This window comes from Lentzea chajnantorensis, from assembly GCF_054300775.1.
Genome location: NZ_JBSDZT010000002.1, coordinates 7,496,651 through 7,522,013 on the forward strand (window position 1 = coordinate 7,496,651; position 25,363 = coordinate 7,522,013).

The 25,363-nt window shown below is 68.6% G+C and carries 31 protein-coding genes and 1 pseudogene; 17 read left to right on the plus strand and 15 right to left on the minus strand.

Features of this window, described 5'->3' with window-relative positions; genetic code table 11:
- Positions 1-192: 192 nt before the first annotated feature.
- Positions 193-327, plus strand: a complete 135-nt coding sequence (locus ACVDFE_RS35670; RefSeq protein ID WP_458433552.1) for a hypothetical protein — start codon at positions 193-195, stop codon at positions 325-327.
- A 125-nt stretch (positions 328-452) separates the two neighbouring features.
- On the opposite strand, the gene ACVDFE_RS35675 is transcribed toward ACVDFE_RS35670, so the two are convergent.
- Entirely contained in the window at positions 453-629 is a 177-nt protein-coding gene (locus ACVDFE_RS35675) for a hypothetical protein (RefSeq protein WP_360401474.1), read from the minus strand.
- Between the two features lie 283 nt (positions 630-912).
- Between ACVDFE_RS35675 and ACVDFE_RS35680 the strand changes: the two genes are divergently transcribed.
- The 9 genes from ACVDFE_RS35680 to ACVDFE_RS35720 all read left to right on the plus strand — a co-directional run bounded on the left by ACVDFE_RS35680 (position 913) and on the right by ACVDFE_RS35720 (position 5,674).
- Positions 913-1,161: an isoprenoid biosynthesis enzyme family protein gene (locus ACVDFE_RS35680; RefSeq protein ID WP_360401477.1), complete on the plus strand. Its 249-nt coding sequence runs from the start codon at positions 913-915 to the stop codon at positions 1,159-1,161.
- An 18-nt stretch (positions 1,162-1,179) separates the two neighbouring features.
- Complete coding sequence (locus tag ACVDFE_RS35685) at positions 1,180-1,719, plus strand: terpene synthase family protein (protein WP_458434453.1); 540 nt, start codon at positions 1,180-1,182, stop codon at positions 1,717-1,719.
- A gap of 253 nt (positions 1,720-1,972) precedes the next feature.
- Positions 1,973-2,200 carry a DUF2188 domain-containing protein gene (locus ACVDFE_RS35690; RefSeq protein WP_458433553.1) on the plus strand — a complete coding sequence of 76 codons (228 nt, stop codon included), beginning with the start codon at positions 1,973-1,975 and terminating at the stop codon, positions 2,198-2,200.
- A gap of 221 nt (positions 2,201-2,421) precedes the next feature.
- Positions 2,422-2,949: a glycosyltransferase gene (locus tag ACVDFE_RS35695; protein WP_458433554.1), complete on the plus strand. Its 528-nt coding sequence runs from the start codon at positions 2,422-2,424 to the stop codon at positions 2,947-2,949.
- Between the two features lie 614 nt (positions 2,950-3,563).
- On the plus strand, positions 3,564-3,758 hold the full coding sequence (locus ACVDFE_RS35700) for a hypothetical protein (protein WP_360401486.1): 195 nt from the start codon (positions 3,564-3,566) through the stop codon (positions 3,756-3,758).
- Between the two features lie 59 nt (positions 3,759-3,817).
- A complete protein-coding gene (locus ACVDFE_RS35705; protein ID WP_360401489.1) occupies positions 3,818-3,955 on the plus strand; it encodes a hypothetical protein in 138 nt (45 codons plus the stop codon).
- A complete protein-coding gene (locus ACVDFE_RS35710; protein WP_458433555.1) occupies positions 3,952-4,434 on the plus strand; it encodes a hypothetical protein in 483 nt (160 codons plus the stop codon). The genes ACVDFE_RS35705 and ACVDFE_RS35710 overlap by 4 nt, the downstream gene beginning before the upstream one ends.
- On the plus strand, positions 4,334-5,071 hold the full coding sequence (locus ACVDFE_RS35715; protein WP_458433556.1) for a hypothetical protein: 738 nt from the start codon (positions 4,334-4,336) through the stop codon (positions 5,069-5,071). Before ACVDFE_RS35710 ends, ACVDFE_RS35715 begins: the two co-directional genes overlap by 101 nt.
- 108 nt (positions 5,072-5,179) lie before the next feature.
- Positions 5,180-5,674 (plus strand): ANTAR domain-containing response regulator, encoded by a 495-nt coding sequence (locus ACVDFE_RS35720; protein ID WP_458433557.1) that lies wholly within the window; start codon positions 5,180-5,182, stop codon positions 5,672-5,674.
- A 137-nt stretch (positions 5,675-5,811) separates the two neighbouring features.
- Here the strand turns inward: ACVDFE_RS35720 and ACVDFE_RS35725 are convergent, their stop codons facing one another.
- Positions 5,812-6,558, minus strand: a complete 747-nt coding sequence (locus ACVDFE_RS35725) for a hypothetical protein (RefSeq protein ID WP_458433558.1) — start codon at positions 6,556-6,558, stop codon at positions 5,812-5,814.
- Here ACVDFE_RS35725 and ACVDFE_RS35730 point away from each other — a divergent pair.
- The 6 genes from ACVDFE_RS35730 (at position 6,551) to cas6e (ending at position 9,855) form a co-directional block, all read left to right on the plus strand.
- Positions 6,551-6,763: a hypothetical protein gene (locus ACVDFE_RS35730; protein WP_458433559.1), complete on the plus strand. Its 213-nt coding sequence runs from the start codon at positions 6,551-6,553 to the stop codon at positions 6,761-6,763. The genes ACVDFE_RS35725 and ACVDFE_RS35730 overlap by 8 nt on opposite strands.
- Before the next feature lie 8 nt (positions 6,764-6,771).
- Positions 6,772-6,957, plus strand: a complete 186-nt coding sequence (locus tag ACVDFE_RS35735) for a sigma factor-like helix-turn-helix DNA-binding protein (RefSeq protein ID WP_360401555.1) — start codon at positions 6,772-6,774, stop codon at positions 6,955-6,957.
- A 444-nt stretch (positions 6,958-7,401) separates the two neighbouring features.
- The gene (locus ACVDFE_RS35740) at positions 7,402-7,800 is read left to right on the plus strand and encodes an HPF/RaiA family ribosome-associated protein (RefSeq protein ID WP_360401504.1); all 399 of its coding nucleotides are present in this window, start codon (positions 7,402-7,404) and stop codon (positions 7,798-7,800) included.
- Complete coding sequence (locus ACVDFE_RS35745; RefSeq protein ID WP_360401507.1) at positions 7,797-8,426, plus strand: GAF domain-containing protein; 630 nt, start codon at positions 7,797-7,799, stop codon at positions 8,424-8,426. The genes ACVDFE_RS35740 and ACVDFE_RS35745 overlap by 4 nt, the downstream gene beginning before the upstream one ends.
- A 90-nt stretch (positions 8,427-8,516) precedes the next feature.
- Positions 8,517-8,909, plus strand: coding sequence for a GAF domain-containing protein (locus tag ACVDFE_RS35750; protein ID WP_360401558.1), 393 nt, complete (start codon positions 8,517-8,519; stop codon positions 8,907-8,909).
- A gap of 412 nt (positions 8,910-9,321) precedes the next feature.
- Positions 9,322-9,855, plus strand: coding sequence for a type I-E CRISPR-associated protein Cas6/Cse3/CasE (cas6e, locus tag ACVDFE_RS35755; RefSeq protein ID WP_458433560.1), 534 nt, complete (start codon positions 9,322-9,324; stop codon positions 9,853-9,855).
- A gap of 199 nt (positions 9,856-10,054) precedes the next feature.
- Here the strand turns inward: cas6e and ACVDFE_RS35760 are convergent, their stop codons facing one another.
- Genes ACVDFE_RS35760 through ACVDFE_RS35780 form a run of 5 tightly spaced genes read right to left on the minus strand, consistent with a single transcriptional unit; the run spans position 10,055 to position 14,344 of the window.
- Positions 10,055-11,518: an HAD-IC family P-type ATPase gene (locus ACVDFE_RS35760; RefSeq protein ID WP_458434454.1), complete on the minus strand. Its 1,464-nt coding sequence runs from the start codon at positions 11,516-11,518 to the stop codon at positions 10,055-10,057.
- On the minus strand, positions 11,406-12,608 hold the full coding sequence (locus ACVDFE_RS35765) for a cation-translocating P-type ATPase (protein ID WP_458433561.1): 1,203 nt from the start codon (positions 12,606-12,608) through the stop codon (positions 11,406-11,408). The genes ACVDFE_RS35760 and ACVDFE_RS35765 overlap by 113 nt, the downstream gene beginning before the upstream one ends.
- Positions 12,589-13,011 (minus strand): universal stress protein, encoded by a 423-nt coding sequence (locus ACVDFE_RS35770; RefSeq protein WP_458433562.1) that lies wholly within the window; start codon positions 13,009-13,011, stop codon positions 12,589-12,591. The genes ACVDFE_RS35765 and ACVDFE_RS35770 overlap by 20 nt, the downstream gene beginning before the upstream one ends.
- 41 nt (positions 13,012-13,052) lie before the next feature.
- Positions 13,053-13,475 carry a universal stress protein gene (locus ACVDFE_RS35775; RefSeq protein ID WP_360401516.1) on the minus strand — a complete coding sequence of 141 codons (423 nt, stop codon included), beginning with the start codon at positions 13,473-13,475 and terminating at the stop codon, positions 13,053-13,055.
- Complete coding sequence (locus ACVDFE_RS35780; protein ID WP_360401564.1) at positions 13,472-14,344, minus strand: universal stress protein; 873 nt, start codon at positions 14,342-14,344, stop codon at positions 13,472-13,474. The genes ACVDFE_RS35775 and ACVDFE_RS35780 overlap by 4 nt, the downstream gene beginning before the upstream one ends.
- A 407-nt stretch (positions 14,345-14,751) precedes the next feature.
- Here ACVDFE_RS35780 and ACVDFE_RS35785 point away from each other — a divergent pair, with 407 nt between their 5' ends.
- Entirely contained in the window at positions 14,752-15,765 is a 1,014-nt protein-coding gene (locus ACVDFE_RS35785; protein ID WP_458433563.1) for a magnesium transporter, read from the plus strand.
- Here ACVDFE_RS35785 and ACVDFE_RS35790 read toward each other — a convergent pair.
- From ACVDFE_RS35790 to ACVDFE_RS35825, 8 genes and pseudogenes are all read right to left on the minus strand, one after another.
- Positions 15,743-16,843 carry an acetate/propionate family kinase gene (locus ACVDFE_RS35790; protein WP_458433564.1) on the minus strand — a complete coding sequence of 367 codons (1,101 nt, stop codon included), beginning with the start codon at positions 16,841-16,843 and terminating at the stop codon, positions 15,743-15,745. The genes ACVDFE_RS35785 and ACVDFE_RS35790 overlap by 23 nt on opposite strands.
- 9 nt (positions 16,844-16,852) lie before the next feature.
- On the minus strand, positions 16,853-18,961 hold the full coding sequence (locus tag ACVDFE_RS35795; RefSeq protein WP_458433565.1) for a phosphoketolase family protein: 2,109 nt from the start codon (positions 18,959-18,961) through the stop codon (positions 16,853-16,855).
- Positions 18,843-19,229 (minus strand): annotated as a pseudogene (locus ACVDFE_RS35800) (phosphoketolase family protein); the annotation flags it as partial. The pseudogene ACVDFE_RS35800 and the gene ACVDFE_RS35795, both read right to left, overlap by 119 nt.
- Positions 19,226-20,395, minus strand: a complete 1,170-nt coding sequence (locus tag ACVDFE_RS35805) for an AI-2E family transporter (RefSeq protein ID WP_458433566.1) — start codon at positions 20,393-20,395, stop codon at positions 19,226-19,228. The pseudogene ACVDFE_RS35800 and the gene ACVDFE_RS35805, both read right to left, overlap by 4 nt.
- Before the next feature lie 133 nt (positions 20,396-20,528).
- On the minus strand, positions 20,529-21,266 hold the full coding sequence (locus tag ACVDFE_RS35810) for a GAF and ANTAR domain-containing protein (RefSeq protein WP_458433567.1): 738 nt from the start codon (positions 21,264-21,266) through the stop codon (positions 20,529-20,531).
- 5 nt (positions 21,267-21,271) lie between these two features.
- Positions 21,272-22,000, minus strand: a complete 729-nt coding sequence (locus tag ACVDFE_RS35815; RefSeq protein ID WP_458434455.1) for a GAF and ANTAR domain-containing protein — start codon at positions 21,998-22,000, stop codon at positions 21,272-21,274.
- A 5-nt stretch (positions 22,001-22,005) separates the two neighbouring features.
- On the minus strand, positions 22,006-23,115 hold the full coding sequence (locus ACVDFE_RS35820; RefSeq protein WP_458433568.1) for a tetratricopeptide repeat protein: 1,110 nt from the start codon (positions 23,113-23,115) through the stop codon (positions 22,006-22,008).
- Between the two features lie 407 nt (positions 23,116-23,522).
- Positions 23,523-24,848, minus strand: a complete 1,326-nt coding sequence (locus ACVDFE_RS35825) for a hypothetical protein (RefSeq protein ID WP_458433569.1) — start codon at positions 24,846-24,848, stop codon at positions 23,523-23,525.
- Between the last annotated feature and the right edge of the window lie 515 nt (positions 24,849-25,363).

Here is a 25,363-nt window from a genome sequence, read left to right on the forward strand (position 1 = left end):
CCCCGGAACGCCGCTCGTGGCGTCTTCGACCGGTTGCGAACTCTCTCAGCAGGTATCGCAACCGGGTGAAATTCCAGACCGAAGTGTCCTGCCCAGCAGAATGTAGTCCGATGTGGACATACTGATCCCCAACCTCCGACAAGGCACCTCGCCGGTCGGGCCCGCCGCTCATGCAACGAAACGCTCCTCCGTTTGGACATCGTCACAACCATCGGCCAGTCGATCGTTGCACAGGCCGAGCGCAACCGGGCCAAGACGCCACACCTGTCCGCCGCGGTCTGCTTCTACCGCTCCGTGCACGGGTTCGGCACGAGTTTCGTGTACTGAAGGGCGTGGGTCGAGGGCGGGGAGAGAGTCGATGGAACATCGTCTGTTCACCGTCATGCGGGTAGCGGATCTTTCCCGCCGCAAGGAGTTCTTCACCGCGATCGGGCTTCGGTTCGACCTCGATCTCACGCGTCGTCGACACCCGGACCGAAATCGAAGCCGTGTTCGACATCTTCGCCAACGACCGCGGCGATGTGGAGCTCATCGTCGACCGAGCCATCATCGCTGGCGGCCAGGAGTACTCGCCACCGTGGGATGCGGACTTCTTCCATCAACGCGTCTTCGAGGACCTCGACGGCCACCAGCGGAAGATCTGCTGGGTCAAGAACGCCCCGGCATCATGAGATGACACGTGCGCGACCTCGCACCGTCCGAGAAGTAATCACTCTCCCGGGTGTCTCAGCAACCGCCTGAACGGACGGCTCGGGTCGCGGCCATTCGTCGGTAGTGCCCGATGCGATGATCACTATCTGCAACTCGTACTGGATTCACGCTGAACGCCAGGCCAGGTCGTGGGCTGCCCGACACGGCCTGGTCAGCGAGGGCGAGCAGGCGCGGCGGTTGGGTCGCATGGGGCACGGGCGCATGGCCGGATGGCTGACTCCGCATGCGGACCCTGCTGAGCTGGGGGTCAAAGCCGAGTGGGGTGCGTTCGTCGCGCTGGTCGACGACAGGTTCGACCAGGAAGGGCAGTCACCGGCCGAGGTGCGGAAGCTGCTGCAACAGCTCCTTGAGGTGCTCAGCGGCGCGGACCGAAGTGAGCACCCGGTGGCAGCGGTGCGCGCACTCGGCGACCTGTGGGGCCGCACGAAAGCGGCGGCTCGGCCGGGATGAAGCGACCAGTTCATCGGGCTGTACCGGGACTTTGCCGAGGCCATCCGCACGGAGGCGGAGCTGCGGGCGTCTGGTGAGCGGCTCGGGCTCGACGATTACGTGGTGTTGCGCCGACGCACCATCACGGTGTTGCCGGTGCTGGCCGTCATGGAACGCGCTCTGCCCGAGGCCCGTCAACTGGACGGGTTGCGCAACGCGACCGCCGACATCATCGCCTGGACCAACGACCTGCGTTCCGCGCGGCGGGAGTTGGAGGAGGGCACGGACAATCTCATCACTGTGCTCGCCCGGCACCACCGGTGCAGCCTGGCCGAGGCTGCGGCGAAAGCTCGCACGATGCTCGGCGGGCGCATGGACGACTTCGAGCAGGGCGGTGCCGGCGGCGACCGGGCCGAGCTGATCCGCCGGGCGCGGGACGGATCCCTCGCCTGGCAACGCGAAACCTGTCGAAACACGACGGGCTCGGTGACTTCGGGCGAGCCTCGGAGGGGTGTGCGGGCGCTGGCCAGACATCTGGCTGTCGAGGTGGACGCCACCGGTGTCGTGGATGACCGGTGATGGCCGCGATCCACCGACGCTCGGCTGACCTGCACGAAACGTATTCCCGGCATGCACGAACTCGCTTTGATCTGATCTCGATCGGGTTTCCGGGCAGCGGCTTCCGAACCTGATCTGCGCGGGCACGCTGCACAAGGCCCGCACGACGGGCATCTCGACCAAGCGGCGCGACCGATCGGCTCGCGGAGGGCAAGCGGTGTGACAGCCGGCGCCAGCGGGTACTCGGAAGGTCGAACCTGCGGGGAGTGAGCCCATGCGTGGCGACATCGAGACCTACTTCGAAAACGGCCGGTGGAAGAACAAGGTCGAGGGGAACGACCTTCCTTCCAGCATTCACCTGTCCAAGGAAGATGCGCGCACGAACGGCCGTGAGATGGCCATCTCGCACGCGGTGGACCACGTCGTCCGCGGCCGGGACGGTTCGGTCGCGGAGCACGAGGTGTACCCCCGCGGGCGCGACCCGCGCACTCTCTCCCGCTGAATCTCTGGCGGCCGCCGGCAACGCGACTGTCCTGTGCTGGTGGCGTTCCGCCGTCCTGCTGAACGAGGCCGGCCCAATTCGCGACAACATCCACAGTGGACTTCGAACGCCACGGTCGGATAAGCGGCAGACAGTGTTCAAAAATTGAAGAATCGGTGAACGGCGAACGGCCGCACAACGGATCCCCCAGAATCACGGGAAGGGTTCGAACGGGTGCCGTCGTGGTGGCGTGCTTGCTCGCGCTGCTCGCGGCGGCTCTGATCGCGGGGCAGACCCATCCGAAGGTGCTGGCGCACGGGGGCGAGAGGTACCGGACGCACCTGCGCGACCGTGCCGCCGCCCACGGCGTCGGGGACCTGGTGGAGTTCGATCCGACCTACCTCGAGGCGAACGCGCTGGCGGACCTCGTGGGCCGGGCCGATGTCGTCCCGCTCCCCTACGACTCCTCCGAACAGGTCACGTCGGGCGTGCTCGTCGAAGCGCTCGCGGCGTGCGGACCGGTCGTCACCACGGTGTTCCCGCACGCCGTCGAACTGCTGGCCGGCGGAGCCGGTCTGCTGGTGCCGCACCGAGACCCTGCGGCCATCACGGCGGCGCTGCGGCGCGTGCTGACGGAGCCCCAGCTCGCCGCGGGAATGCACGACCGCTCCACCGAGCTCCGTCCGGCGCTGAGCTGGCCCGCGGTGGCCGGCCGGTATCTCCGCCTCGCCGAGGACCTGCTCACCACCCGAGTCGTCCTGACACGATGAGGGAACCCGACTTCTCCCACCTGGTGCGGCTCAGCGACGACACGGGTCTCTACGAGCACGCGGAAGGCCCCTTGCCGCGGCGGGAGCACGGCTACTGCCTCGACGACGTCGCCAGGGGTCTGGTGGTCCTGAGCCGCGAACCGGAACTGCCCGCCGAACTGGCCGGGCTGGCTGAGGGCTATCTGGCCTTCATGGCCTACGCGCAGAACGAGGACGGGCGCTTCCACAACCGTCTCGGGCCTAGGCCGCGACTGGCAGGACGAGCCGGGACTGGGCGACTGGTGGGGCCGGGCGCTGTGGGGACTCGACACCGCCGCCGCCCGCTGCCCGGTGCCCTCGATCCGCCGGACAGCACTGGAGTGCTTCGACCGCAGCGCGCACCGCCGGCCGCCGTCGGTGCGCTCGATGACGTTCGCCGCGCTCGGCGCCGCCGAGGGCCTCAGCGCCGATCCGGTCCACGCCTCCGCCGCCGCGCTGCTCGGCGATGTCCCCTCGTACGTCGGTGAACCACGTCCCGACCCGACGTGGCCGTGGCCCGAGAACCGGCTGTTCTACGCCAACGCCGCGCTGGCCGAGGCGCTGATCGCCGCGGGGATCTCCTCGCCGACGACAAGGTGCGCGATGACGGCCTGCGGCTGCTGGAGTGGCTGCTGGGCGTCGAGTCCACGGACTTCCACCTCTCACCGGTCCCAACCGGTGGGTGGTTCCTCGGCGAGCAGCGCCCGGCGTTCGACCAGCAGCCGATCGAGGCGGCCGCGATGGCCGACGCCTGCGCCCGCGGCTACCGCTGCACCGGCGACCCCACCTGACTCGCGGCATCCACCGTTCGATCGCGTGGTTCAACGGTGACAACGACCTCGGCTCGTCGATGCGCGACGATCAGACCGGCGGCGGTTACGACGGGCTGACCCCGCAAGGCCCGAACAACAACCAGGGGGCCGAGTCGACCCTGGCTCTGATCTCCACCCGCCAGCACCTGCGCACGCTCCTGAGGAGCACCGGATGAACGCACGCGTCACCCGAAGCCGGCTGCGGCTGCGTCCGGACCCGCGCCGGGTGATCACCAGGCTGTTCGTGCCCGGCGAGAAGGTGCCCGAGCACGAGTCGCGGTCCGCAGCCGTGATCCGGCGGGTCATGGCACTCGACGACGGCGTCGTCCTCGCCGCGCTCGAGCGCACGGTCCGCCTGTTCGCGGAACGGCACCAGGACATCCGCGCGACCTTCGCGGACAACTTCGCGAGCGTCAGCCACCGCCTGCCCGCGGACGTCGACCTGGCCGAACCCCGCCGGTTGCTGATCGGCGCGTACTTCACCCACGTGTACGCCGTCGTAGGGAGCGGCGGTGTGCACCCCGTCCATGGTCGTGCATCCCGACCAGAGCGGGATGGCACCCGACCGGCTGAGGTTCGTGCTGAGCGTCCGCTGCATCGACGAGGGGCACCTGCCCTCGACAAGTTTCCAGACCGGGACGCTGGGGCCCGGTGACGACGTCAGCACGGATTCACGACCAGACGTCATCAGCATCGGCCTGCGCCGCGACGCCGTCCACGAGAAGAGCGTCTTCCAGGGCAAGCTCTCCGAACGCGGCCACGACGACGAGGTCTCCGCCGTGCTGAACCGGTGGCTGCCCACCCGGTTCACCGGCGCCGAACTGTTGGCAGGCCTGCACCCGAAGCTCCTCGCCAGGCAGGCGGCACACCGGACCGTCGAACTCGTCAGGTGGATCGCCGCGTACAACTACACGACCGAGTTCCCGGAGAACTCGGTCGTGGGCGGGCGGGTGCTCTGGCCGTCCGGGGTGGCCGCAGGGTCGCGACGCGAGCGCTGCCGACCGCCTTCGTTGTCGTGGAACCGCTTCGCGTGGCCGCCGGGCTGGTACGGGCCTTGGAACACCCGGTCACCACATCGATTCGTCGTCCTCGCCTTCGCGGCACTCTCGCCGACACCTCTGCGCCGTACCATTCGCTGCGCGTTGAGCACGAGCGCCGCGAACTCGTTCCCCGCGGAAGGCGATGCGGCATGGACAACCTGGCTACCGTCCTCGGACGGAAAACGCGCACACCGCCGAAGCCGACCCGCAGGGACGCGGTGGAGTGCCGGGACGAGGCGGCCGTGGCTCTGACCACGCTGAGGGACGGGATGTCCGTCGAGGAGCCCCTCGACGGACATCCTCGAGCGGCTCGCCGACACCGCGACGAAAGCGATCCAGGACGCCGACGCGGTCACGGTCATGGTCATGGTCAACGATGAGCGCCCGAGGACCGCCGCGGCCAGCGACAGCACTTTCGCCGGAGCCGACGAGAGGCAGTACGACGCCGACCGCGGCCCCTGCCTGGAATCCGCGCGCGCTTGCCTTTCCGTGGCCATCGAGCTTCCGGCATCGGACAGCAACGACGCCGTCCACATGGGATCGCTCAACATCTGCAGCTACAGCGCGCCGGCCTTCGACCCGTCCGACGAGAGCGTGATGTGGTTGTTCACCACGGCGGCCAGCGCGGCGATCAGCAACGCCCACCAGCAGCAGAGATCGCGTGAGCACATCGGCAACCTCGAGACCGCGCTGGCCTCACGTGCAGTCATCGAGCAGGCCAAGCGGATTCTCATGGCGGTGCACGCCTGCACCGCCGACCAGGCCTTCGAACTGCTCGTCCAGCAGTCGCAGCACAACGACGTCAGACTCCGTGACGTCGCCAGGCACCTCCACGGCAGCGTCGCCGGGCGGTGAGCAGGTCCGGTCGGTCCGCCCAGGTACATGGCGACCCGAGTCATATGCACCCGAACAGCGGCGGATCACGACGTGGGTGCCGTACTAAGATCGATGTCGATCCAGCCGCCCCGGACCCCGGCGGCACCATCCGCCACTCAAGGCTCGGGGTGCCCGTCATGATCGGACTTTCCAACGCCACACGCCCGGAAGAACACACTCGGGCGTTGCGCGAACTGGACCACCGCAGTGGCGGTGAGAACTGCCTCGATGACATCCGGCGCCAGGTCCGTGACAGCCTGCCGTTGCTCACCACACGCGTGCCGGCGCACGTACGGCAGCGACTGCACGCCGCTGTGGCAAATCTGCGGAACATCGCGGGGTGGGCCAGATTCGACGCGGGCCTGGTGAGCTCCGCGCACCACCACTTCGGCCACGCCCTCGCCCTGGTCGGGCTCGCGCGTGCGGACGGGTTGACGGCCAACGTGTGCTACCGGCTGGGGCGCGTGTTCCTGCACCACGGGCAGATCGACAAGGCGTTGCGCCACTTCGACATCGGCCGGCTCGCGGCTGCCAAGGCCGGCGACGACCTCGCGGCCGGCATCCTCTCCGTGAACGCGGCGTGGGCGTACGCCAAGAAGGGGGCCGAGCACGGCGCCCTCGCGCTGCTCGATCGCGGCCAGGACGAGTTCGCCGCCGTGAACCGCGTCGACGTGGCCGGTTGGGCGGCTTTCTTCACCGAGGCGGAGCTTCTCCGCGATCGCAAGAGCCGTGCACACGGACCTGTCGGTCACGGTGGGACGACGGCACGCGCGGACCGCCGTTCCCCTGCTCACCACGGCAATCGGCGAGTACGACGAGATACTGGTCCGGGGCCGAACGTTCAGCTTGATCCTGTTGTCCACCAGCCATCTGGTCGAAGGAGACGTCCGGGGCGTGGTGGACTGCGGGATGCGGGCCCTCATGATGTCGGCACTCGTCGACTCGGCCCGCGTGCGCGACCGCTTCCGCCCGCTCGCGTCCCTGGTACGCAGGCATGAGGACTACGCAGGGGCGTGGGGCCTCGCCGACCACATCGACGCGGGTCACGGTACTTCCAGGGCGTCGTGAGCGGTCCGGTGTGGCCCGGCCTTCGGCACCTCGCGGCACTCACCGAAGATCAGCGCGAAGTCCTGCGCCTGCGGGTCGTTCGAGGCCTCTCCGCGGAGCAGACGGCACACGTGCTCGGGTCCACGCCAGCAGCGGTACGCCTGGTGCAGCACCAGGCGCTCGAAACCCTCCGTGCTGTGATCAGGCTGTCCTGACCTCGGTGCCGTGAGGCGCAATCACTGCATCGGTGCTTCCGCCACTCGCCAAACAGACGCACGAGCGTCGATACGTTTGTGAGCCGCACCGCGAAAAATCGCGACAAAATCGTTGACCACGAGATGGTCCAATTTTTCCTAAGGGAGATTGTTTCAGAACAAACCCCCGGAAACCATTCTGGCGCGACCATGCGGAGCGACACCAGGGCCCTACTGCAGCCCACCCTTCGACAGAGAACGCTGGTCACGTGCACTTTCAGTCCGGCACCAGGTCACGCGCACGCCCGTCCCGCAGCACCGGCCGCCCGGCGCGGCCTTCGCACAATGAGTTGAAGAAGTTTGAGAACGACCGCGCAGGGGCTACTCTGATATTGATCCGCCCGGACCCCGCGGTCGCTCTGATCTCACGAGGAGATTTCAGTTGAGCACCGTATGCGGCAAAGCATGAACGCGGTCCCGGCCGACGCGTCAGTGATCGTCCAGCGCCTGCATCTCTCCGCCGGCTTCCACGCCACCGGACGCGACTGGGTCGTGGGGTGTCTGGCCGCGCTCGGCACCCGCCTGCGGTCGTACCGCGACGACCAGGTGGACCTGGAGATCAGCCTGAAGGACCGCGACGGCGACGAGCAGCGGGTCGTCCCGCAGTGCTGGATCAGCAGCGCGCACCGCGTGCACTTCGTCGCGACCTCGTCGAAGCAGCGGTTGTTGTCGTCGGCACTCGGCGAGGCCAGGGACGACCTGATCCGTCAGGTCGACGAGGCGAAGACAGACCCGCACCGAACCGCGTCACAACCGATCGCTGCGGCCGGTGGCGCCCGAACCCGGGATCGGCTAGCGACATGAGCACCGAGCAGCACCGCCAGGTGGCCGACGTGGAGACCTACGAGAACGAGGACGAGCACCGGCAGGTCGCCGTTCGCCACGTCTGCATCGCCTGCGGCGTGCGGACGAACGCGGTCGGCAGCGCGATCTACCTGCGGACCACACGAAATGGCGTCCAGCCGTTCGAGACCGCCGGCTTCTGCGGGGTGGAAATCGCTGAATTGCAGACCATGCTCGCGGAGGGTCCGGCTTTCACGGCGACGCGGCAGAACTGGCCCGTGCTGGTGCCGGACCTCGCCGCCACGAAGCACTGGCCCGTCTTCGCCCCCGCTGCCATCGCGATCGGGGTGGCGGCGATGTTCGCGTTCCCATTGGTGCTCAACGCGCACTCGCTCGGCACTCTGGAGATCCACCGGGACGCCTGCGGCGCCCTGCTCCCGGACGAGATCGCCGACGCGGTGCACCTGGCCGACGTGGCCACGGCCCTGTTGCTCGACCGGCCCGCGGGCCGGAGCGCAGAGGACGAGCACGGCGGAAAGGCGTCCATCCGCACGCGTGGACCGTCCGGCCCTGCGGTCCGCCACCTCTTCTCGGTGGCGAACGACCGGGCCGAGCGCGGACTCATGTGCACCAACATCGACAAGTAGAGGTGGCGCGAATGTCGGACCGGGTGGCCCAGACCTTCGTCGCGCTGGCCGACGAACAAGGTGCTCAAGCTGATGGCCGTCTCGACCAAGATGACCCGGCCGCTGGAGCACCACCTGGCACACGACGGAGAAGGCCCTTCCGAGGAGTGCTTCCGCTCAGGTCAGAGCGTCCGGTGTGACGACCTGCGCGCGGGGCCACCGCGGTGGCCCCGGTTCAACGCCGCCTCGGTGCGCCTCGGGTTCGTCGCGGTCGACGCGGTGCCGATGCGGCTGCGGAGCGAGGTCATCGGCACGCTCAACCTGTTCCGGACCTCGCCGGATGCACTCCCCCCGAGGCGACGACGTTGGCGCAGTCGTTCGCGAACGTCGCGACGATCAGCCTTCTCCAGGTGCGCGCGATCCGGCGGAACCGGGTGCTCGCGGAACAGCTGCAAGCCGCACTCACGAGCCACATCACCATCGAGCAGGCCAAGGGCGTGCTGACGGAGCGCCCGCAGATCGACGTGGAGGACGCCTTCTCGCTGATGCGCACCCACGCCCGCAACACCAACCAGCTGCTCTCCGAAGTGCCCCGAGGGCGAGCCCGGCAGCGAACTCGTCCGCGACGAACCGCTGAGCTTCGACCCCCGCGAACGCCGCTACGGGTGGCGATCCGTGCGACACGGCCGCGTCACCATCCCCAACCCGGCCTACCAGCCAGTGCCTGCGGACGCCGCCAGCGATCCCCTCGACCCGATGACTGTGTTCGAGGAGATCTTCTGATGCACCTGACCCGGTTCGAGATCAACCCGGCCCGCCGCGCCGCCCGCGATCTGCTCGCCTCACCGCAGAAACTCCACGCCGCCGTGCTGGCCGGTTCCCCACCCTGGCCGCAGCACCGGCCGGGAACGGGCGGGTGTTGTGGCGGCTTGATCAGCGTGACTACCAGACCCTGCTCTACATCGTCAGCCCGCACAAGCCCGATCTCACTCACCTGGTCGAGGACGTCGGCTGGCCCACCACCCACGGTTGGGACACCCGCGACTACACCCGCCTGCTCGACCGGCTCAAGGCCGGCGACGAGTGGGCGTTCCGACTCAAGGCCAACCCGGTGAGCAGCCGCCGCAAAAGCGACGACGCCGCACGGTCACAGCGTTTCGGGCACGTCACCGTGGCCCAGCAGACCGACTGGCTGCTCACCCGGACCGAACGCCACGGCTTCACCATTCCCCGCGGCGAGCACAAAGAAACCGACGTGGCCGTCCGCGGTCGCGAACACCTCAAGTTCCAGCGCCAAGGACGCACCGTCACCCTGGCCACCGCCGTGTTCGAGGGCCGTCTGGAGATCACCGACCCCGACGCGCTGCGGCACAGCCTCACCCACGGCATCGGACACGGCAAGGCCTACGGCTGCGGGCTGCTCACCCTCGCCCCGGTGAAGCGTGCCTGACATCCCCGGCGCGAGGCCGGTCCCGCTGTCGCAGCTGGTTCAGCGCAGCTCGACCCTGTTGCCACACCTCGACTTCTTCCAGTGTTCTCCCCCGGCCAGCCGGCACATGCCGACCGCTGCGGAGCGCGGACGCCCGTGCGCAAACCAAGTGAAAAGAGCTGACGCAGGTACCAAGAGCGCTGCGGCGACGCCAGTGCCGCTAGCCGGAAGGACGTCGCCTCACCGCTGCGATACGGCGGCGCCATTTGTCGAGTTCCACCAGCACGTACGTCAGGGCGCTCAGCACCAGGACGGAAGTCCAGGTGTGCCAGGGCATTGGCGCGGTGTGGAACAAGGTGTTCATCGCGGGCAGGTAGGTCAGCAGCAGTTGCAGACCGATGGTCAGCGCGATACCACCGAGCAGCCATCGGTTGCTCAGCAGTCCGGCGCGCGACCGCAGGTTTTCCAGTGATCGACAGTTCATCAGGTAGGCGATCTGCGCGCCGACGAACACGTTGACCGCCACGGTGCGGGCGAGTTCGAGTGACGCCCCGGAGGAGAGCTGCCAGCGGAACGCTCCGAACGAGCAGGCGAGCAGGACCGCGGAGACGAACGCGACGCGCCCCACCAGCGATCTGGTCAGCAGGGGCAGGGTCGGCGGCAACGGCGGCCGGCGCATGACGCCTGGCTCGCGGGGTTCGAAGGCGAGGGGCAGGCCGAGCGCGACGGCGGTGGTCATGTTGATCCACAGGATCTGCACCGGGAGGATCGGCAGGGCTGTGCCCAGCACGATCGCGGTGAGGATCACCAGGCCTTCTGCCATGTTGGTGGGCAGGGTCCAGATGATGAACTTGCGCAGGTTGTCGAAGACCGCGCGGCCTTCCTCGACGGCGGCGCGGATCGAGGAGAAGTTGTCGTCGGTGAGCACCATGTCGGCCGCCTGCTTGGCGACCTCGGTGCCTCCCTTGCCCATCGCCACGCCGATGTCCGCGCGGCGCAGGGCGGGTGCGTCGTTCACACCGTCCCCGGTCATCGCGACCACCTCGCCTCGTGCCTGGAATTCCGTGACCAGCCGCAGCTTCTCCTCCGGTGACACTCTCGCGTAGACGTCGTCGATGTCGAAGTGGGCCGCGATCGACCGTGCGGTCGCCGGGTGGTCACCGGTGATCATCTTCACTTCGATGCCGGCGGCCTGGCAGGCGTGCACGGCCTCGATCGCCTCGGGACGAGGTGGGTCCTGCATCGCGACCAGTCCGAGCAAGGTCACCTTGCCGCGCAGTGCTTCCTCGGTCAGCTCAGCGCCATGGGCGGTTCCGATCGCGAGCACTCGCAGGCCGTCGCGTGCCAGTTCTTCTGCTTCGACGCCGTGTTCCAAGCCTGCGAGTTCGAGCACGCGTTCCACCGCGCCCTTGACGTACACGGCGCCGCCGGTGTGCTGGGTCGCCATGAACAGGCGTTCCGAGCTGAACGGCAGCACGTCCACCCGTGCCGGCACGTCGGCGGTGCCGAGTCCTGCTTTGCGGGCCGCGACGACGAGTGCGGCCTCGGTCGGGTCGCCGACAGGCTGCCACTCACTTTTCTCCTCGATGATTCGCGCGTCGTTGCACGCCCACGCGGCGAGCAGGCATTCTCGGACCGCCGCGTCCGCGGGTGGCGCGAGGTCCCCTTCTGGGGAATAGCCGATACCGCTTAGCTCGTGGTGCCGGGTGCCGGGTGCCGACGACGACCGTCCGCACGGTCATGGCGTTTGCGGTCAAGGTGCCGGTCTTGTCGGTGCAGATCACCGTGGTGCTGCCGAGGGTTTCCACGGCGGGCAGCCGGCGAACGATCGCGTTCCTGCGTGCCATCCGCGCGACGCCGATCGCGAGCGTCGCCGTCACCGCCGCGGGCAGGCCTTCCGGAATCGCGCCCACCGCGAGGGCAACCGCCGCGGTCACCATGCCCGCCAGCGGTTCTCCTCGCAGCAGTCCGACCGCGACGCTGGCCACGGCCAGCCCGAGGATCACCAGTGTCAGCACCTGGCTGAACCGTGCGAGTTTGCGTGTCAGCGGCGTCCGGACCGTCACCGTCGTGCCCACGAGGCGGTGCACTCGGCCGATCTCGGTGTCGGTGCCCGTCGCGGTGACGACGCCTCGGCCGCTGCCGGCAGTGACCAGTGTGCTGGAGTAGGCCGTGTTGGCCCGGTCGGCGAGCGCGGTGTCCGGTGGCAGTGCCAGTGGGTCTTTCGACACCGGCGAGGATTCGCCGGTGAGTGCGGACTCGTCGACGCTGAGCTCCTGCGTGTCGACAAGTCTCAGGTCGGCGGCCACCTGGTCGCCCGCTTCCAGGAGAACGACGTCACCGGTCACCAGTTGGGCGGATGGGACACGGGACGTGACGCCGTCGCGCAACACCGTGGCCTCGGTGCGTGTCATCGCCGCGAGGGCGTCCAGTGCGCGTTCGGCCCGCATCTCCTGCAGAAACCCGATGATCGCGTTGATCACGACGACGGCGAGCACGACAGACGCGTCGACGATCTCGCCGAGTGCGGCGGTGAGCACCGCAGCCGCGAGCAGGACGTAGATCAGCGGGTTGTGCAGCTGTTTCAGCAGCCGCACAACCCAGTTCGACCCTCGGCTGGGCGGTAACTCGTTCGGTCCGAGCTCCGCGAGCCTGCTCTGCCAGTCTGAAGTGGACAGTCCGGTCATCGCATCGGAGCGGGCCTGTCGCACGACCTCGTCGGCCGGCTGCGCGTGCGGAGTGGGAGCCTTGGGATCAGCTCTGGTCAGCGGCATGGCTCTGCTCGTTGCGTGCCTCTCGTTGCACGGGGATCACGAGGACGGGTGCGGACGAGTGCCGCACGCAGTGCGTGCTGGTCGATCCGAGAACGGTCTTGCGCAGCCAGTGCCCGCTGTGAGTGGCCACGACGAGCATGGTCGCACCCACCGACTGCTGCTCCAGCACTTCGGCGGCGTCGCCTCGAACGCTTCGCCGGACGATCACAGGGATGTCGGTGCGCCCTGCCAGGGTGGCACGCAACGCGTTCTCCACCAGTGCTTCGGACGCCGGCATCCCTCGGGCCGCGTCTGTTTGCGTCCAGTCCGCGAGCGGCTCGTAGTTCCACGCGTGCACGACGTGCAGCGGGCAGTCGCGGACGAGAGCCTCGTCCATCGCCCACTGCAACGCTCGCTCTGACACCGACGTTCCATCGACCCCGACAACGATCGGGTTTGCTGTGCTCATGACTCCACCTCGTCGACTCCGAGCCTCGACCGGCGGCGGGCGCCGGCACGCGTTGCCTGTCCTTGACCCGCGTCGGAAAGCGCTGCCACGAGCAGCACGGCGCTGCGCGAGGCCTCGATCAGCACCGACTTGGGATCGCCCTCGGCGAGGGTCCTGCACACCCCGGAGCCGTTGCCCGCCCTCACCGCTTTGTCGAGTACGGCCTGGTGTCCCGCGCGCACGCGTTCGGACGTCCACTCCATGCCGAACTCGACGGGAATCGGACCGATCATCAGGGCGTGGTGCCGGTGCCAGGCGAAGATCGCGACGACCGGGTAGCCGTGGTGCCGCGCCTCCGCCGGAGCCCAGCCCGGTGCCGCCTCGCTGGAGGGAGATCCGTCCACGCCAACCACGATGGTCCCGGTCGCGATGTCGCTCATGGCCGTACGATCGCGAGCGGGCAGGGCGCGTGGTAAACCAGCGCCTGGCTGGTCGAGCCGATCAGCATTCCGACGAACCCGCCGTACCCTCGACTGCCCACCACCAGCAGCTGGGCCTGCTCGCCGAACCGCGTCAAGGCTCGTACCGGCCGGTCGTGCAGCACGACGCGGTCGACCTGCACGTCTGGGTACTTCTCCTGCCAGCCGGCGAGTTGTTGTGCCAGCAGGCGTTGTTCCTGCTCCTCGACACGGTTCCAGTTGATCGCGAACTGCGAGTCGTCGAAGTCGCTGCCGATCATGAGGTTGTGCCACGACATCACCGCGGTGAGCGGCGCGCGACGCACCGATGCGGCCTCGAACGCGAACGCCACCGCTGCCTCGCTCGTCGGCGACCCGTCGACGCCGACGACCACCGGCCCCTCAGAACGCGGTGTCCCACGCACGACCACGAGCGGGCATTGGCCGTGCGACGCCAGTGCGAGCGCGGTCGAGCCGACGAGCAACCCGGTGACGCCGCCGAGTCCTTGCGATCCGAGCACCATCAGCCGGGCCTCACGCGACTCCTCGATCAGCGATGTCGCTGCACCCCCTGCGACGACGTGCGTCGTCACATCGATGTCGGGCGCACCAGCCAGTGCGGCTTGGGCGGCCTCGTCCAGCCATGTGCGCGCTTGTGCTTCGATCGCCTGGTGGACCTCGGTGCCCGTGAGGATGACCTCCGGATAGCCGCGGCTCGGCAGGAGGTAGCCGTGCACCAGGCGCAACGGTGCGTGGTGGCGGGCGCAGTCGTCGGCTGCCCACCTCACCGCCGCGAGCGCAGAGGACGAGCCGTCGATACCGACCACGACGGGTGCCGCAGGTCCCTTCATCACGAGTTCTCCTCATACCAAGAGTCGTACGTGGGCATCACCATCCACTCAGGACACACCCAAGTGGCGCGCGGAGACGCGGAACCCTCGCGAGCGAGGTTCCGGCGATTCGGTGCACGGCGATCACGTTGCGCGACAATTCGGCGACTTAAGAGGGAACATCCCACGACCTCCTCGGCGCGTCAGCGATCCACGCGTGCGCCGCCGAGGTCCGGGGCGGATGTACCACTCAGCGTAGAGGGCCTCGGACAGGAGCGCACCTTGTGCGGGAAGGATGCTGGTCTCTACGCTCGAGCAACCTTCCTTCACGCCCGCCCGACCCCGCGGTCGCCACGGTCTCGTGAGGAGACGTCCGTGAACATTTTCATCGGCTGGCGCCGGTCAACCGACCACCGGCACGCAAGACGATGAACCCGTCCCTGTCCGGGACCGCGGATCCGAACCAGCCGGTGACCGGCCGGGGACCGGCCGATCTGCTCAGCACAGCGGCCGCGCACGCCTCCATGAACGTGCCGGTCGTGGCGGCGACCGACATCGCGGACGAGGTGCACGCCGGTCTGCGGGGGCGGAAGTTCGACAGCGCGGCGGTGCTGGCCGTGTGTCGTGGCGACGCCCTGATCGGGCTCGTCACGATCGAGCAGCTGCTCGCGGCCTCGCCTGACACGCCGATGAGCGCGATCATGGATGCCCGGCCTCCTGTGGTGCACCCCCACGTCGATCAGGAGAAAGCGGCCCGGCAGGCGGTGCAGAACCGGGAACCCGGGCTCGCCGTCATCACACCGGACGGCCGGTTCCGCGGGTTGATCTCGGCACAGCGCCTGCTCGGCGTCCTCATCGAGGAGCACGACGAGGACCTCGCCAGGCTCGGCGGTTTCCTCACGACATCTGCATCTGCGCGAAGCGCGAGCACGGAGCGGGTGGCAAGGCGGCTGTGGCACCGTCTGCCGTGGCTGCTCGTCGGCTTGGCGGGAGCACTGCTGGCGGCGGGAATCGTCGGGTCCTTCGAGGAACTGCTGGCCCGCCAGGTCCTCGTCGCGCTGTTCGTGCCGGGAGTGGTGTACATCGCCGACGCGGTCGGCACCCAGACCGTGGCCCTCGTGATCCGAGGGCTGTCCGTGGGCATCGGGATCGGACGTGTCGCGCTGCGCGAGGTCGTCACCGGCGTGCTGCTCGGCACCCTGCTCGCGGCGATCGCCTTCCCGCCGATCCTGCTGGTGTGGGGTGACTTCCAAGTGGCGCTGGCCGTGTCGGCCGCGTTGCTGGTGGCTTCGTCGATCGCGACCGCCATCGCCATGGCCCTGCCGTGGCTGCTGCACCGGCTGGGCCGCGATCCCGCGTTCGGTTCTGGCCCGCTGGCCACCGTCGTCCAGGACCTGCTCTCGGTCTACGTCTACTTCGTCATCGCGACCGCTCTGCTGTGACGATACCGCGCGCCTCGCGAGCGATCTGGAGGTCTTCCCGAGCGGTGATCACCAGTGTCCTCACGTCCGCACCGGCGGCGGTGATGTCCTGATCGTCGCGCACGGTGTCGTTGCGGTCGAGATCGATGGCCGCGCCGAGGAACCGCAGCCGCTCGACCGCTCGACGTCGCACCGCGGACGAGTGTTCACCGACCCCACCGGTGAACGCGAGAACGTCCATCCCCCCGGTTGCCGCCGCCATGGCGCCGATGCCACCCACCAGTCGATGTGTGTAGACGTCCAGAGCGAGGGCCGCGTCCGTGTCTCCACGATCCGCCGCGGCTTCTACTTCGCGCATGTCACCGGTGCCGGCGAGCGCGGTGAGTCCGGAGCGCTGTTCCAACGCCGTGGCGACCTCGTGCGGTGACAGGTGTTCGTGCTCTTCCAGCCAGAGCACCAATCCGGGATCGACGGTACCGGACCGGGTCGCCATCACGAGACCTTCCAACGGGGTGAAGCCCATGGTGGTGTCGACGCTGCGTCCGTCCACCACTGCCGCGAGCGACGCTCCCGCGCCCAGGTGACAGGAGACGACCCGCAGTCCGGCCTGCGGCCGGTCGAGCAGTTCTGCCGCGCGGCGCGAGCAGTAGCCGTGCGAGAGGCCGTGGAATCCGTAGCGCCGGATCGCGTAGCGGTCCCGCCATTCGCGTGGCACCGCGTAGGTCGCGGCCGCCTCCGGGATCGTGGCGTGGAAAGCGGTGTCGAAGCACGCCACCGCGGCGATACCGGGGAATTGTCCGGTGACGGCGTCCAGAGCGGCGAGCGACTTGGGTTGGTGCAGCGGGGCGAGGCCGGTCAGATCGTGCAACCGCTCCCGCACCACGTCGTCGATCCGTACCGGACCGGTGAAGCCGGTTCCACCGTGCACGACACGATGCCCGACCACATCCGGTTCGTCCCAGTCACGCAGGACTCCGGCGAGGCGCGACGTGTCGAACCCGTCCGCTCCGGCAGGCAGGTCAGCGGTGTGCCGCACCGCGTCGTGCTCGTCGAGGAAGCGGAGCTTCAGGCTCGACGAGCCCGCGTTGACGACCAGCACTCGCACTGCTCAGTCCTGTTCCGGCCAGGTCCAGCCGGAGATCGCCGGGTCGTCCTCGCCGTGTTCGCGGGTGTACCGGCGTGCCGCCAAACGAGCGTCCGTCATCCGCTGGCGCAGCGTCGCGGCGTTGCTGCCCAACGACGGGACGCGGTCGATGACGTCCATGACGAGGTGGAAGCGGTCGAGGTCGTTGAGCATCAGGACGTCGAACGGCGTGGTCGTGGTGCCTTCTTCTTTGTAGCCGCGCACATGGAGGTTGTGGTGGTTGTTGCGCCGGTACGTGAGCCGGTGGATCAGCGCCGGATAGCCGTGGAATGCGAAGATCACCGGTTTGTCCGTGGTGAACAGCGCGTCGAAGTCGCCGTCGGACAGCCCGTGCGGATGTTCGCTGGCGGGCTGCAGCCGCATCAGGTCCACGACGTTGATGACCCGCACCCTCAGCTGGGGAAGGTGGGCGCGCAGCAAATCCGCGGCGGCCAAGGTTTCCAGCGTCGGGATCTCTCCCGCGCAGGCGAGTACGACATCGGGCTCGCCGTCGGTGTTGCTCGCCCACGGCCAGATCCCGAGACCGCGCGTGCAGTGCGCGACCGCCTCGTCGATGCTCAGGTAGGTCAACGCGGGCTGTTTGCCGGCGACGATGACGTTCACGTAGTGCTTGCTGCGCAGGCAATGGTCGGTCACCGACAGCAGCGTGTTGGCGTCCGGCGGCAGGTACACCCGGATGATCTCGGCTTTCTTGTTGACCACGTGGTCGATGAACCCGGGGTCCTGGTGGGAGAACCCGTTGTGGTCCTGGCGCCAGACGTGCGACGACAGCAGGTAGTTCAGTGACGCGATCGGTGCTCGCCACGGAATCGCGCGTGTCGTCTTGAGCCACTTCGCGTGCTGGTTGAACATCGAGTCGATGATGTGGATGAACGCCTCGTAGCAGTTGAACAAGCCGTGACGGCCGGTGAGCAGGTAGCCCTCGAGCCAGCCCTGGCACAGGTGCTCGGACAGCACCTCCATCACCCGTCCGTCCGGAGCGAGGTGATCGTCACCGGGCTCGGTGATGGCGTTCCACGTGCGGTCGGTCGCCTCGAACACCGCGGAGAGGCGGTTGGACGCCGTCTCGTCCGGCCCCATGACGCGGAACCGGTCGGGATTGCGGATGATGATGTCGCGCAGGAACGCGCCCAGCACCTTGGTCGCCTCGGCGGCTTCTGCGGCAGGACGCTCCACCGGTACGGCGTGGTCGCGGAAGTCGGGCATGACGAGGTCGCGCAACAGCAGGCCGCCGTTGGCGTGCGGGTTGGCGCTCATCCGCCGGGTCCCTCGCGGGGCGAGTGCCTGCAGTTCCGGGATCAGTCGCCCGGTGCGGTCGAACAGCTCGTCCGGGCGGTATCCGCGCATCCACTGTTCCAGCAGTTCACGGTGCTCGGGGTTCGCGCGGGTCGCGGCGACCGGTACCTGGTGGGCGCGGAACGTGCCCTCGACCGGCAGGCCGTCGACCACCTTGGGCCCCGTCCAGCCTTTCGGCGTGCGCAGCACGATCATCGGCCACAGCGGGCGCTTCCCCGTGCCGGATCCTTCGCGGGCCCGGTGCTGGATGGCGGCGATGTCATCGAGCACGAGGTCGAGCGTGGCCGCCAGTTGCTCGTGCACGTCCATGGGATCGTCACCCACGACGAAGTGCGGGACATAGCCGTACCCGCGCATCAACGCGGTGAGCTCGTCGTCGGGGATCCGTGCGAGCACGGCCGGGTTGGCGATCTTGTAGCCGTTGAGGTGCAGCACCGGCAGCACCGCGCCGTCCGTCGCCGGGTTGAGGAACTTGTTTGAATGCCAGCTGGCCGCCAGCGGACCGGTTTCCGCTTCCCCGTCCCCCACCACGCACAGCACCAGCAGGTCCGGGTTGTCGAACGCCGCACCGTAGGCGTGCACCAGCGCGTAGCCGAGCTTCTCCGCCCTCGTGGACGGAACCGGGTGTCTCGGGCGCGACGTGGCTGGGAATGCCGCCGGGGAAGGAGAACTGCCGGAACAACGCCCGCAGCCCGTCCTCGTCCTGCCCGATCGAGGAGTAGACCTCGCTGTAGGTGCCTTCCAGGTAGGCATTGGCGACCAGTCCTGGACCACCATGACCAGGACCGGTCACGTACAGCGCGTTGAGGTCACGAGCGTTGATGACCCGGTTCATGTGCGCGTACAACAGGTTCAGCCCGGGAGTGGTTCCCCAGTGCCCGAGCAGGCGCGGCTTGACGTGTTCGGTCCGCAGCGGATCGCGCAGCAACGGGTTGTCCAACAGGTAGATCTGACCGACCGACAGGTAGTTCGCCGCCCGCCAGTACGCATCGATCAGCTCGAGGTCGTGCCGGGTGAAGGCCGGTGCCAGGTCGGTGCGTGTCACGAGCGTGACTCCTCATCAGGTTGTAGCGATCGTCTGTTGTGGACGGTGTTCGACGAACCGGTCGTCCAGGCCGCGTCTCCTCGGATCGTGGTGTCCGTCACCGCGGTCGGCGCCGCAACCGGTTGTCCGCCGCGGTGGTGCCAGATGTCGCGCAGGACGACCTGGATGACGCCGACGACCGGGATGGCGAGCAGTGCGCCGAGTATTCCGGCGAGTTCGGTCGCCAGGAGCAAGGCGACGAGCACGGTCAACGGGTTGAGCTTGACCGTCCTGGAGAAGATCACCGGTTGCAGCAGGTGGTTCTCCAGCTGCTGGTAAACGATGAAGAAGATGACCACGGTGATGGCCGCGGGCAGCGAGTGGATGAGCGCGGCGACACCCGCGACCACCGCGCCGAGGGTGGCGCCGACCAGGGGGATCAGGTCTGCGATCGCGACGAAGATCGCGATCAGCTCGGCGAACGGCACACCGAAGATCTTCAGCACGACGTAGGTCAGCACACCGCAGATCGCGCTGATGAGGAGATTGCCCGAGATGTAGCCGGTGACGGTCTTCGCGCAGTCGCCGCCCACCCTGCGGATGTGCTCCGCCCGCTGTGAGGAGAACAGCGCGAGCGTTCCCTCGACGACCTTCGGACCCTCCAGCACCGCGAGGTAGGCGATCACGAAGATGGAGATGGTCGCGACGATGCCGGTGACCGCGCTGCGCAACAGGCCCAGCGCCGGGGTGCCGAGGCCGGTGGCGAACTCCCGGATGCGTTCTTCGTTGTCACGGGCGAGCTCCAGCGCGTTCGTGCGCTCCAGCAAGATCCCGACGGGGCCTCTGCCACCACGTGCGTCCGCGATCATGTCCGGCAGCGCCGCCGCCAATCGTGTGCCCTGCTCGGCCAGCGGCACGGCGAACAACGTGAGAATGCCGCCGAACGCCAGCACGACGACGAGGAACACGACCAGGGTCGCCAGCGGGCGGCGGCACCACCTGACATGGTCTTGCAGCCAGTTCACCGCCGGGTAGAGCGCGACCGTGAAGACGACCGCGATGAGCATCCACACCAGAACTCGCTGGACGTGCATCACGAACACCACTGCCACGACCGTGGCCAGGGTCAGCCCGATAGTCGCGAGGATGGTCCGCACAGGAACCTTATGGGCGCGCTGGCTCGGCATCGTGTTCACCACTCCCGTTCCGGCCGTACGACGACCGTTTCCGGGGAACACCGAGGACAGCGCCAGTCCGGCTTCCGACGCGCGAAGTGCCCTCGGCACCTCGAACTTACGCCGGTGGGCTGTACGCCGCTTTTTACGGGCGTCGGGGGCTGCTGTCCCTCATCAGCTCGGTGATCTCCGGTGATCGCGATACGACGTGCTGCGCAACCTCTGACAGGAGCTGGTTGCTGTTGCGGGCGTGGGTGCGCATGAGGGAGAACGCGTCCGCGACATCGATCTGCAGGCGCTCGGCCAGGATGCCCTTCGCCTGCTCGATGACGATGCGGCTGTTGAGCGCGTTCTGCAGTTGTTCGGTGACCATTTCGCTGTGCCGCAGCGCCCGGACCTGGAGGATGCTGATCGTCGCGACGTTGGCGAAGGACTGGGCCAGTTCGACCGCGTCCTGCGGGATGGCGCTGGGCGAGGTCCGGAACAGGTTCAGCGCGCCGACGACCTGCTCGCGCAGCCGCATCGGCACCGCGTGCACGGCGGCGAATCCCTGGTCGCGCGCCGCGGCCGTGAACCGGGGCCAGCGCTGCGGTTCCTGCTCCAGGTCGGCGCACTCCACGGGCTGCCCGGTGTGGAAGCAGTCCAGGCAGGGGCCTTCCTCGTCCTGCAGCTGGAACAGTTCCAGCATGCGGGCCTGTTCGGTGGACGCGGCCACCAGGTTCAGCGCACCGCGCTGGTCTGCCAGCAGGATCCCGACCGCGTCCAACTCGAGCAGTTCGACGCAGCGTTCTGTCAACGTCTGCAGGAAGTCGATGGCGTCGAACCGCAGCACGAGCGTGTCCGCCAGCTCGACGAAGGTCTGGGTGATCCGCCGGTCCAACATGTGACTCACCTCTGTTTCTCGAAATCGGTGTCCGGGGTGAATCTCAGTCTGCGCGCGACCACGTCGGCCGCCACCTCCGACAGACGCAGGCCGGCGAGATACGCGTGCGCCCGCAATCTCAGGAACGCTTCCCCGAGATCGGTGTCCAGCTGCACCGACACCATGCCGGTGGCCTGGTGCACCACGCCCCAGCGGCGTTCCGGCTCGGTGGCCCACAGGTCGCCGCCGTCCAGCGCCTCCGGCGCCGCGGTCCGGCCGAGCAGCAGCGCCGTCGCCGTGTCCGCGAACAGCAGCGCGTCCGCGAGCTCCTCCGCCGACAGCGGGCCGTCGACATCCCGGCAGATCTCCAAGGCGCCCAGCGCGATCGCGCCGAGCGTCAAGGGAATCACGAAGATCGCCGCCACTCCCGCGGCGGCCGCGGCCGGGGCGAACACGGGCCAGCGCCGCGCACTCCACCCGCCCGCCAGATCGGATGCGAACACCGGCTGGTTCTGCCGCAGAGCCTCCGACACAGGCCCCTCGCCCACCGTTGCCTGGAGCTCGGCGATCTCGTCACCGGCAGTTCCGGCGACTTCGAGCGGTTGCGCGGTACCGACCAGGTAGACCGCGACACCGGCCGCGTTCAGACCGGTCCGGCAGGCGAGGCAGACATGGCGGACGCCGACGGGCTCCCGCTCGGCCACGGCGATCTTGTTGACCACCGCGAGGATGTCGAGATGCCGATTCGTGCCCATGCCGGTCACTCCTCGCCATTGTGATCCAGAACGAACCATAGCCCTTCACGCCACCGCCCACCGCCTCGGTTGCCGAACCACGGGGACCGGCGCAGAGGTGGAGCTGGGCCGAGCGCGGGAAGCTCCGACGGAAACGAGTCAGTGTTGCCGGTGCGGGAGGCCGGCGTATTCGGCGATGCGCGCGATGAGCTCCCGCGCACCGTGTGGGAGCGGTGGCGCGCCGCTTGCTCGCCGAGTGGCCGGATGCGATCGCGGACGCGTGCCGAGGTGAAGGTCTCGGCGGGCGCCAGCGCGCGGAACCCGACAGCTACGCCGTGACCGAGGTCCCGGTCGAGCAGGTGGTTGATCGACAGCAGGACGAGGCTGAACACACGGCTGCGGGCCATGTCGTCGCCGTAGTCGTCGACCGCTCCGGTGAGCAGCGGAATCGCGATTCGGGCGTGGCGAGGGCTCGTGGTGCGGGCCAGGTCGGTGTGGACGGCGCCGACCATGGCCGACAGATCCGTCTCGGTGAAGAACCCGGCCCAGCTGGGCACATCGGTGTGGCCGGCGGCCGCGAACCGGTCCCTGCCGCGATCGAGCTCGGCGAGCGCCTGACCACCGTCGCCCTTCCTGGCATGGGTCCAGGCCGAGTTCATCGACAGGATGCGGGCAGCGATCTCACCGCCCGGCCCGGCCGCGGCCAGCTGACCCAGCTCGAAGTAGTCCAACGCCTCGGCGAGGCTCCCGTGGTGCAAGCACACGCGGCCGAGCCGGTAGCAGATGTTGGCCACCAGGCCGTTGTGCCGGCCCCGACCGGCGAGCACGAACGCTTGGGCGAAGTGGACACGGGCACTGCCGGCCAGGCCGACGTCGAAGCACACCCAGCCGGCGAGGTTGTAGAGATCGCCCAGTGCCACGTGCAACCGGCGCCGCACGTACTCGGCGGCTGACGCGTCGAGCATCAACCGCCCCTCCCCCATCCGGCGGCGGATCGCGTCGAGACACGCATCGCCGCCTTGGCGGTAGTGCACCAGGCGCAGGGCGTGCGTGTCCGCCTTCAGCTGTTCGACGTCGGGCAAACCGATCGTGCGGGGCGCACGTTCCGCGCCGGGGAAGGATTCCGCGGTGGCCATAGCGGCACTCCTGACAGTAAAACTGGAGAAGTGGTCGCCGCCGGGGTCCAGGACGGTCACACGCCCTCGATGTCCAGCGGCTCACAGGCCACCGAACCGGCGAGGGGACTGCACATTCGTCGGCGTGAGCCGACTGCTACCCGAACATAGCCGAGCTCTTTCCCCCAATGCTGCCACCGAACAGGGCGGCACGCGAACGGGTGAACAGGCGTGGTGCCCGGAGTGGATCGCTGCTGCGCGCCGGCCACAGCGGGCGTGGGTATGGGTGTGAGCAGTGTGAGCCGCACCAGAACCGCAGGATGATGTGTCGTGGACGGAGTTGTCGGCGGCTACAGCGTCCCTGGGATCGCCGAGGGCAGCGGCAACACCGTTGCCGCTGGTGTTGCCGCTGCCCGTTGATACCGCTGTCAGCAGGTGCAGATGCCGCCGTTGTTGACCCCGGCGGCGCCGTTGCCGCCCGCGAGGCCGCTGGCGCCCGACGGGGTGGTGATGATGTCGAGCCCGTCGTTGATGGTTCCGGAGTTCCCGAGACCGCCGGCACCCGCGGCACCGCCGATGCCCCCGGGACCGCCGGGGCCACTGCAGCCGGTGCCGCCGTTGCCGCCACCGGCACCGTTGCCACCCTTGCCACCGGTCGCGGTGATGGTGTCCACGCCGGTTCCGCCGGTCAGGGTGCCGGAGTTTCCGATCCCACCGGCGCCACCGGCACCGCCCACGCCACCGGCGCCACCGGGCTGAACGGCCGCCAGACCGTTGCCGCCCTTGCCACCGACGCCACCGTTGCCGCCGAGACCACCGTTGGCCTTGAGCGAGTCAGCACCGGCACCGCCGCTGATGGTCCCGGAGTTCCCGACCCCACCCGCACCGCCGGCACCGCCGACGCCACCGGCGCCGCCGCCGTAACCGCAACCACCCACGCCACCGGCCGCACCGGTACCACCGGCACCACCGTTGGTGGTCACGTTGTCGAGACCGGCATCACCGAGATCACCGGTGAAGGTTCCGGAGTTCCCGACGCCACCGGCCGCGCCCGCGCCACCGATACCCCCGGCACCCGCGCCACCGGCGACGAGACCGCTGTTACCACCAAGGCCGCCAAGGCCACCATTGCCGCCCCTGCCCGCGGTGAGTACGACAGTGTCGCTACCGGCGCCACCGGTGACGTTCCCGGCGTTACCGACGCCACCGATCCCGCCGACGCCACCATCGCCTCCGGCGCCACCGGCACCGGAGGCGAACCCGGCCCCGCCCTGGCCGCCGTTGCCCCCGTTACCCCCGGCGCCACCGGTGACGATGATGCTGTCCGTGCCCGCACCGGCGTCGATGACACCGGTGGTCCCCACGCCGGCGCCGCCGACGTTGCCGGCTCCGCCGTTGCCGCCGGCATTTCCCGCAGGAGTGCCGGCATTGCCGTTGGCGCCTGCCGGGCCGCTGATGCCCGCCGTACCGACGACGCCGGTGACACTGATGGTGTCGCCACCGGCAAGGCTGTTCACCGTGCCGTTCACGGCACCGCCGGTGATGGTGATGATGTTGTTGCCCGTGGTCCCGGTCAGCACTTGACCGACGGGGATCCCGGCGGTGCAGGTGAAGTTGGCGCCGCTCTGGGTGCATCCCGGCGGGAGCGCCAACGCCTGCGCGGGAACCAGCAGGGAGAACCCCGCCGCGGTGCCCAAGGCGATGAGGGCCCGACCGGCCCGGCCTGCCGTGCTGATGCGTTCTGTCGATCTCATGATCAACCTTCCACCCGTGAAGAGAATCCGCAGCTGACGCCACGAACTTGCGAGGTGGTGTGATGACCGGGGTCTGGAGCCATTGTCCGATGCCGGAAGATGAGGGCACCGGCACCAAGCAACCCTCGATACGACCGAGCTTTCACGCATTCGACACCGCTGGCAACAAAAGGAGCGGCCGGTCACCCATATGCGGTCAAGTCCCCACTGATGCCGCCACCGACGAGGGCCTCGCACCTGGACGACAAAATGCGTTCCGCAAATTGCGCAACACCCGTTCGCAGAGGTTTTCGCATTTCTTTTATCACCTGCAAGCGGCGCGACCCCCACCAGCCCGCAAAGGCCTGGTGGGGGTCGCGCAGGTCTGGCTCCGCTATCAGATGATGGGGAGGAGCGCGCCAGCGGCACCGAGGATGCCGGCCACGGCGCCGTTGACGATGCCGATGACGGAGTCGATCAGGCCGCCGATGATGATGATTCCCATGACGAGATCTCCTTGCTGTTGAGTAGAGCAT

What these genes read in the sequence shown, in the direction of transcription:
- ACVDFE_RS35710 (WP_458433555.1), top strand. Translation starts at nt 3,952, where the DNA reads ATGAACGCACGCGTCACCCGAAGCCGGCTGCGGCTGCGTCCGGACCCG.
- ACVDFE_RS35690 (WP_458433553.1), top strand. Translation starts at nt 1,973, where the DNA reads ATGCGTGGCGACATCGAGACCTACTTCGAAAACGGCCGGTGGAAGAAC.
- ACVDFE_RS35775 (WP_360401516.1), bottom strand. Translation starts at nt 13,475, where the DNA reads ATGAGCGACATCGCGACCGGGACCATCGTGGTTGGCGTGGACGGATCT.
- ACVDFE_RS35740 (WP_360401504.1), top strand. Translation starts at nt 7,402, where the DNA reads ATGAACGCGGTCCCGGCCGACGCGTCAGTGATCGTCCAGCGCCTGCAT.
- ACVDFE_RS35750 (WP_360401558.1), top strand. Translation starts at nt 8,517, where the DNA reads ATGACCCGGCCGCTGGAGCACCACCTGGCACACGACGGAGAAGGCCCT.
- ACVDFE_RS35825 (WP_458433569.1), bottom strand. Translation starts at nt 24,848, where the DNA reads ATGAGATCGACAGAACGCATCAGCACGGCAGGCCGGGCCGGTCGGGCC.
- ACVDFE_RS35715 (WP_458433556.1), top strand. Translation starts at nt 4,334, where the DNA reads ATGGCACCCGACCGGCTGAGGTTCGTGCTGAGCGTCCGCTGCATCGAC.
- ACVDFE_RS35795 (WP_458433565.1), bottom strand. Translation starts at nt 18,961, where the DNA reads ATGGTGGTCCAGGACTGGTCGCCAATGCCTACCTGGAAGGCACCTACA.
- ACVDFE_RS35810 (WP_458433567.1), bottom strand. Translation starts at nt 21,266, where the DNA reads ATGTTGGACCGGCGGATCACCCAGACCTTCGTCGAGCTGGCGGACACG.
- ACVDFE_RS35765 (WP_458433561.1), bottom strand. Translation starts at nt 12,608, where the DNA reads ATGCCGCTGACCAGAGCTGATCCCAAGGCTCCCACTCCGCACGCGCAG.
- ACVDFE_RS35785 (WP_458433563.1), top strand. Translation starts at nt 14,752, where the DNA reads ATGAACCCGTCCCTGTCCGGGACCGCGGATCCGAACCAGCCGGTGACC.
- ACVDFE_RS35815 (WP_458434455.1), bottom strand. Translation starts at nt 22,000, where the DNA reads ATGGGCACGAATCGGCATCTCGACATCCTCGCGGTGGTCAACAAGATC.
- ACVDFE_RS35705 (WP_360401489.1), top strand. Translation starts at nt 3,818, where the DNA reads ATGCGCGACGATCAGACCGGCGGCGGTTACGACGGGCTGACCCCGCAA.
- ACVDFE_RS35805 (WP_458433566.1), bottom strand. Translation starts at nt 20,395, where the DNA reads ATGCCGAGCCAGCGCGCCCATAAGGTTCCTGTGCGGACCATCCTCGCG.
- ACVDFE_RS35680 (WP_360401477.1), top strand. Translation starts at nt 913, where the DNA reads ATGGCCGGATGGCTGACTCCGCATGCGGACCCTGCTGAGCTGGGGGTC.
- ACVDFE_RS35820 (WP_458433568.1), bottom strand. Translation starts at nt 23,115, where the DNA reads ATGGCCACCGCGGAATCCTTCCCCGGCGCGGAACGTGCGCCCCGCACG.
- ACVDFE_RS35720 (WP_458433557.1), top strand. Translation starts at nt 5,180, where the DNA reads ATGGTCATGGTCAACGATGAGCGCCCGAGGACCGCCGCGGCCAGCGAC.
- ACVDFE_RS35745 (WP_360401507.1), top strand. Translation starts at nt 7,797, where the DNA reads ATGAGCACCGAGCAGCACCGCCAGGTGGCCGACGTGGAGACCTACGAG.
- ACVDFE_RS35780 (WP_360401564.1), bottom strand. Translation starts at nt 14,344, where the DNA reads ATGAAGGGACCTGCGGCACCCGTCGTGGTCGGTATCGACGGCTCGTCC.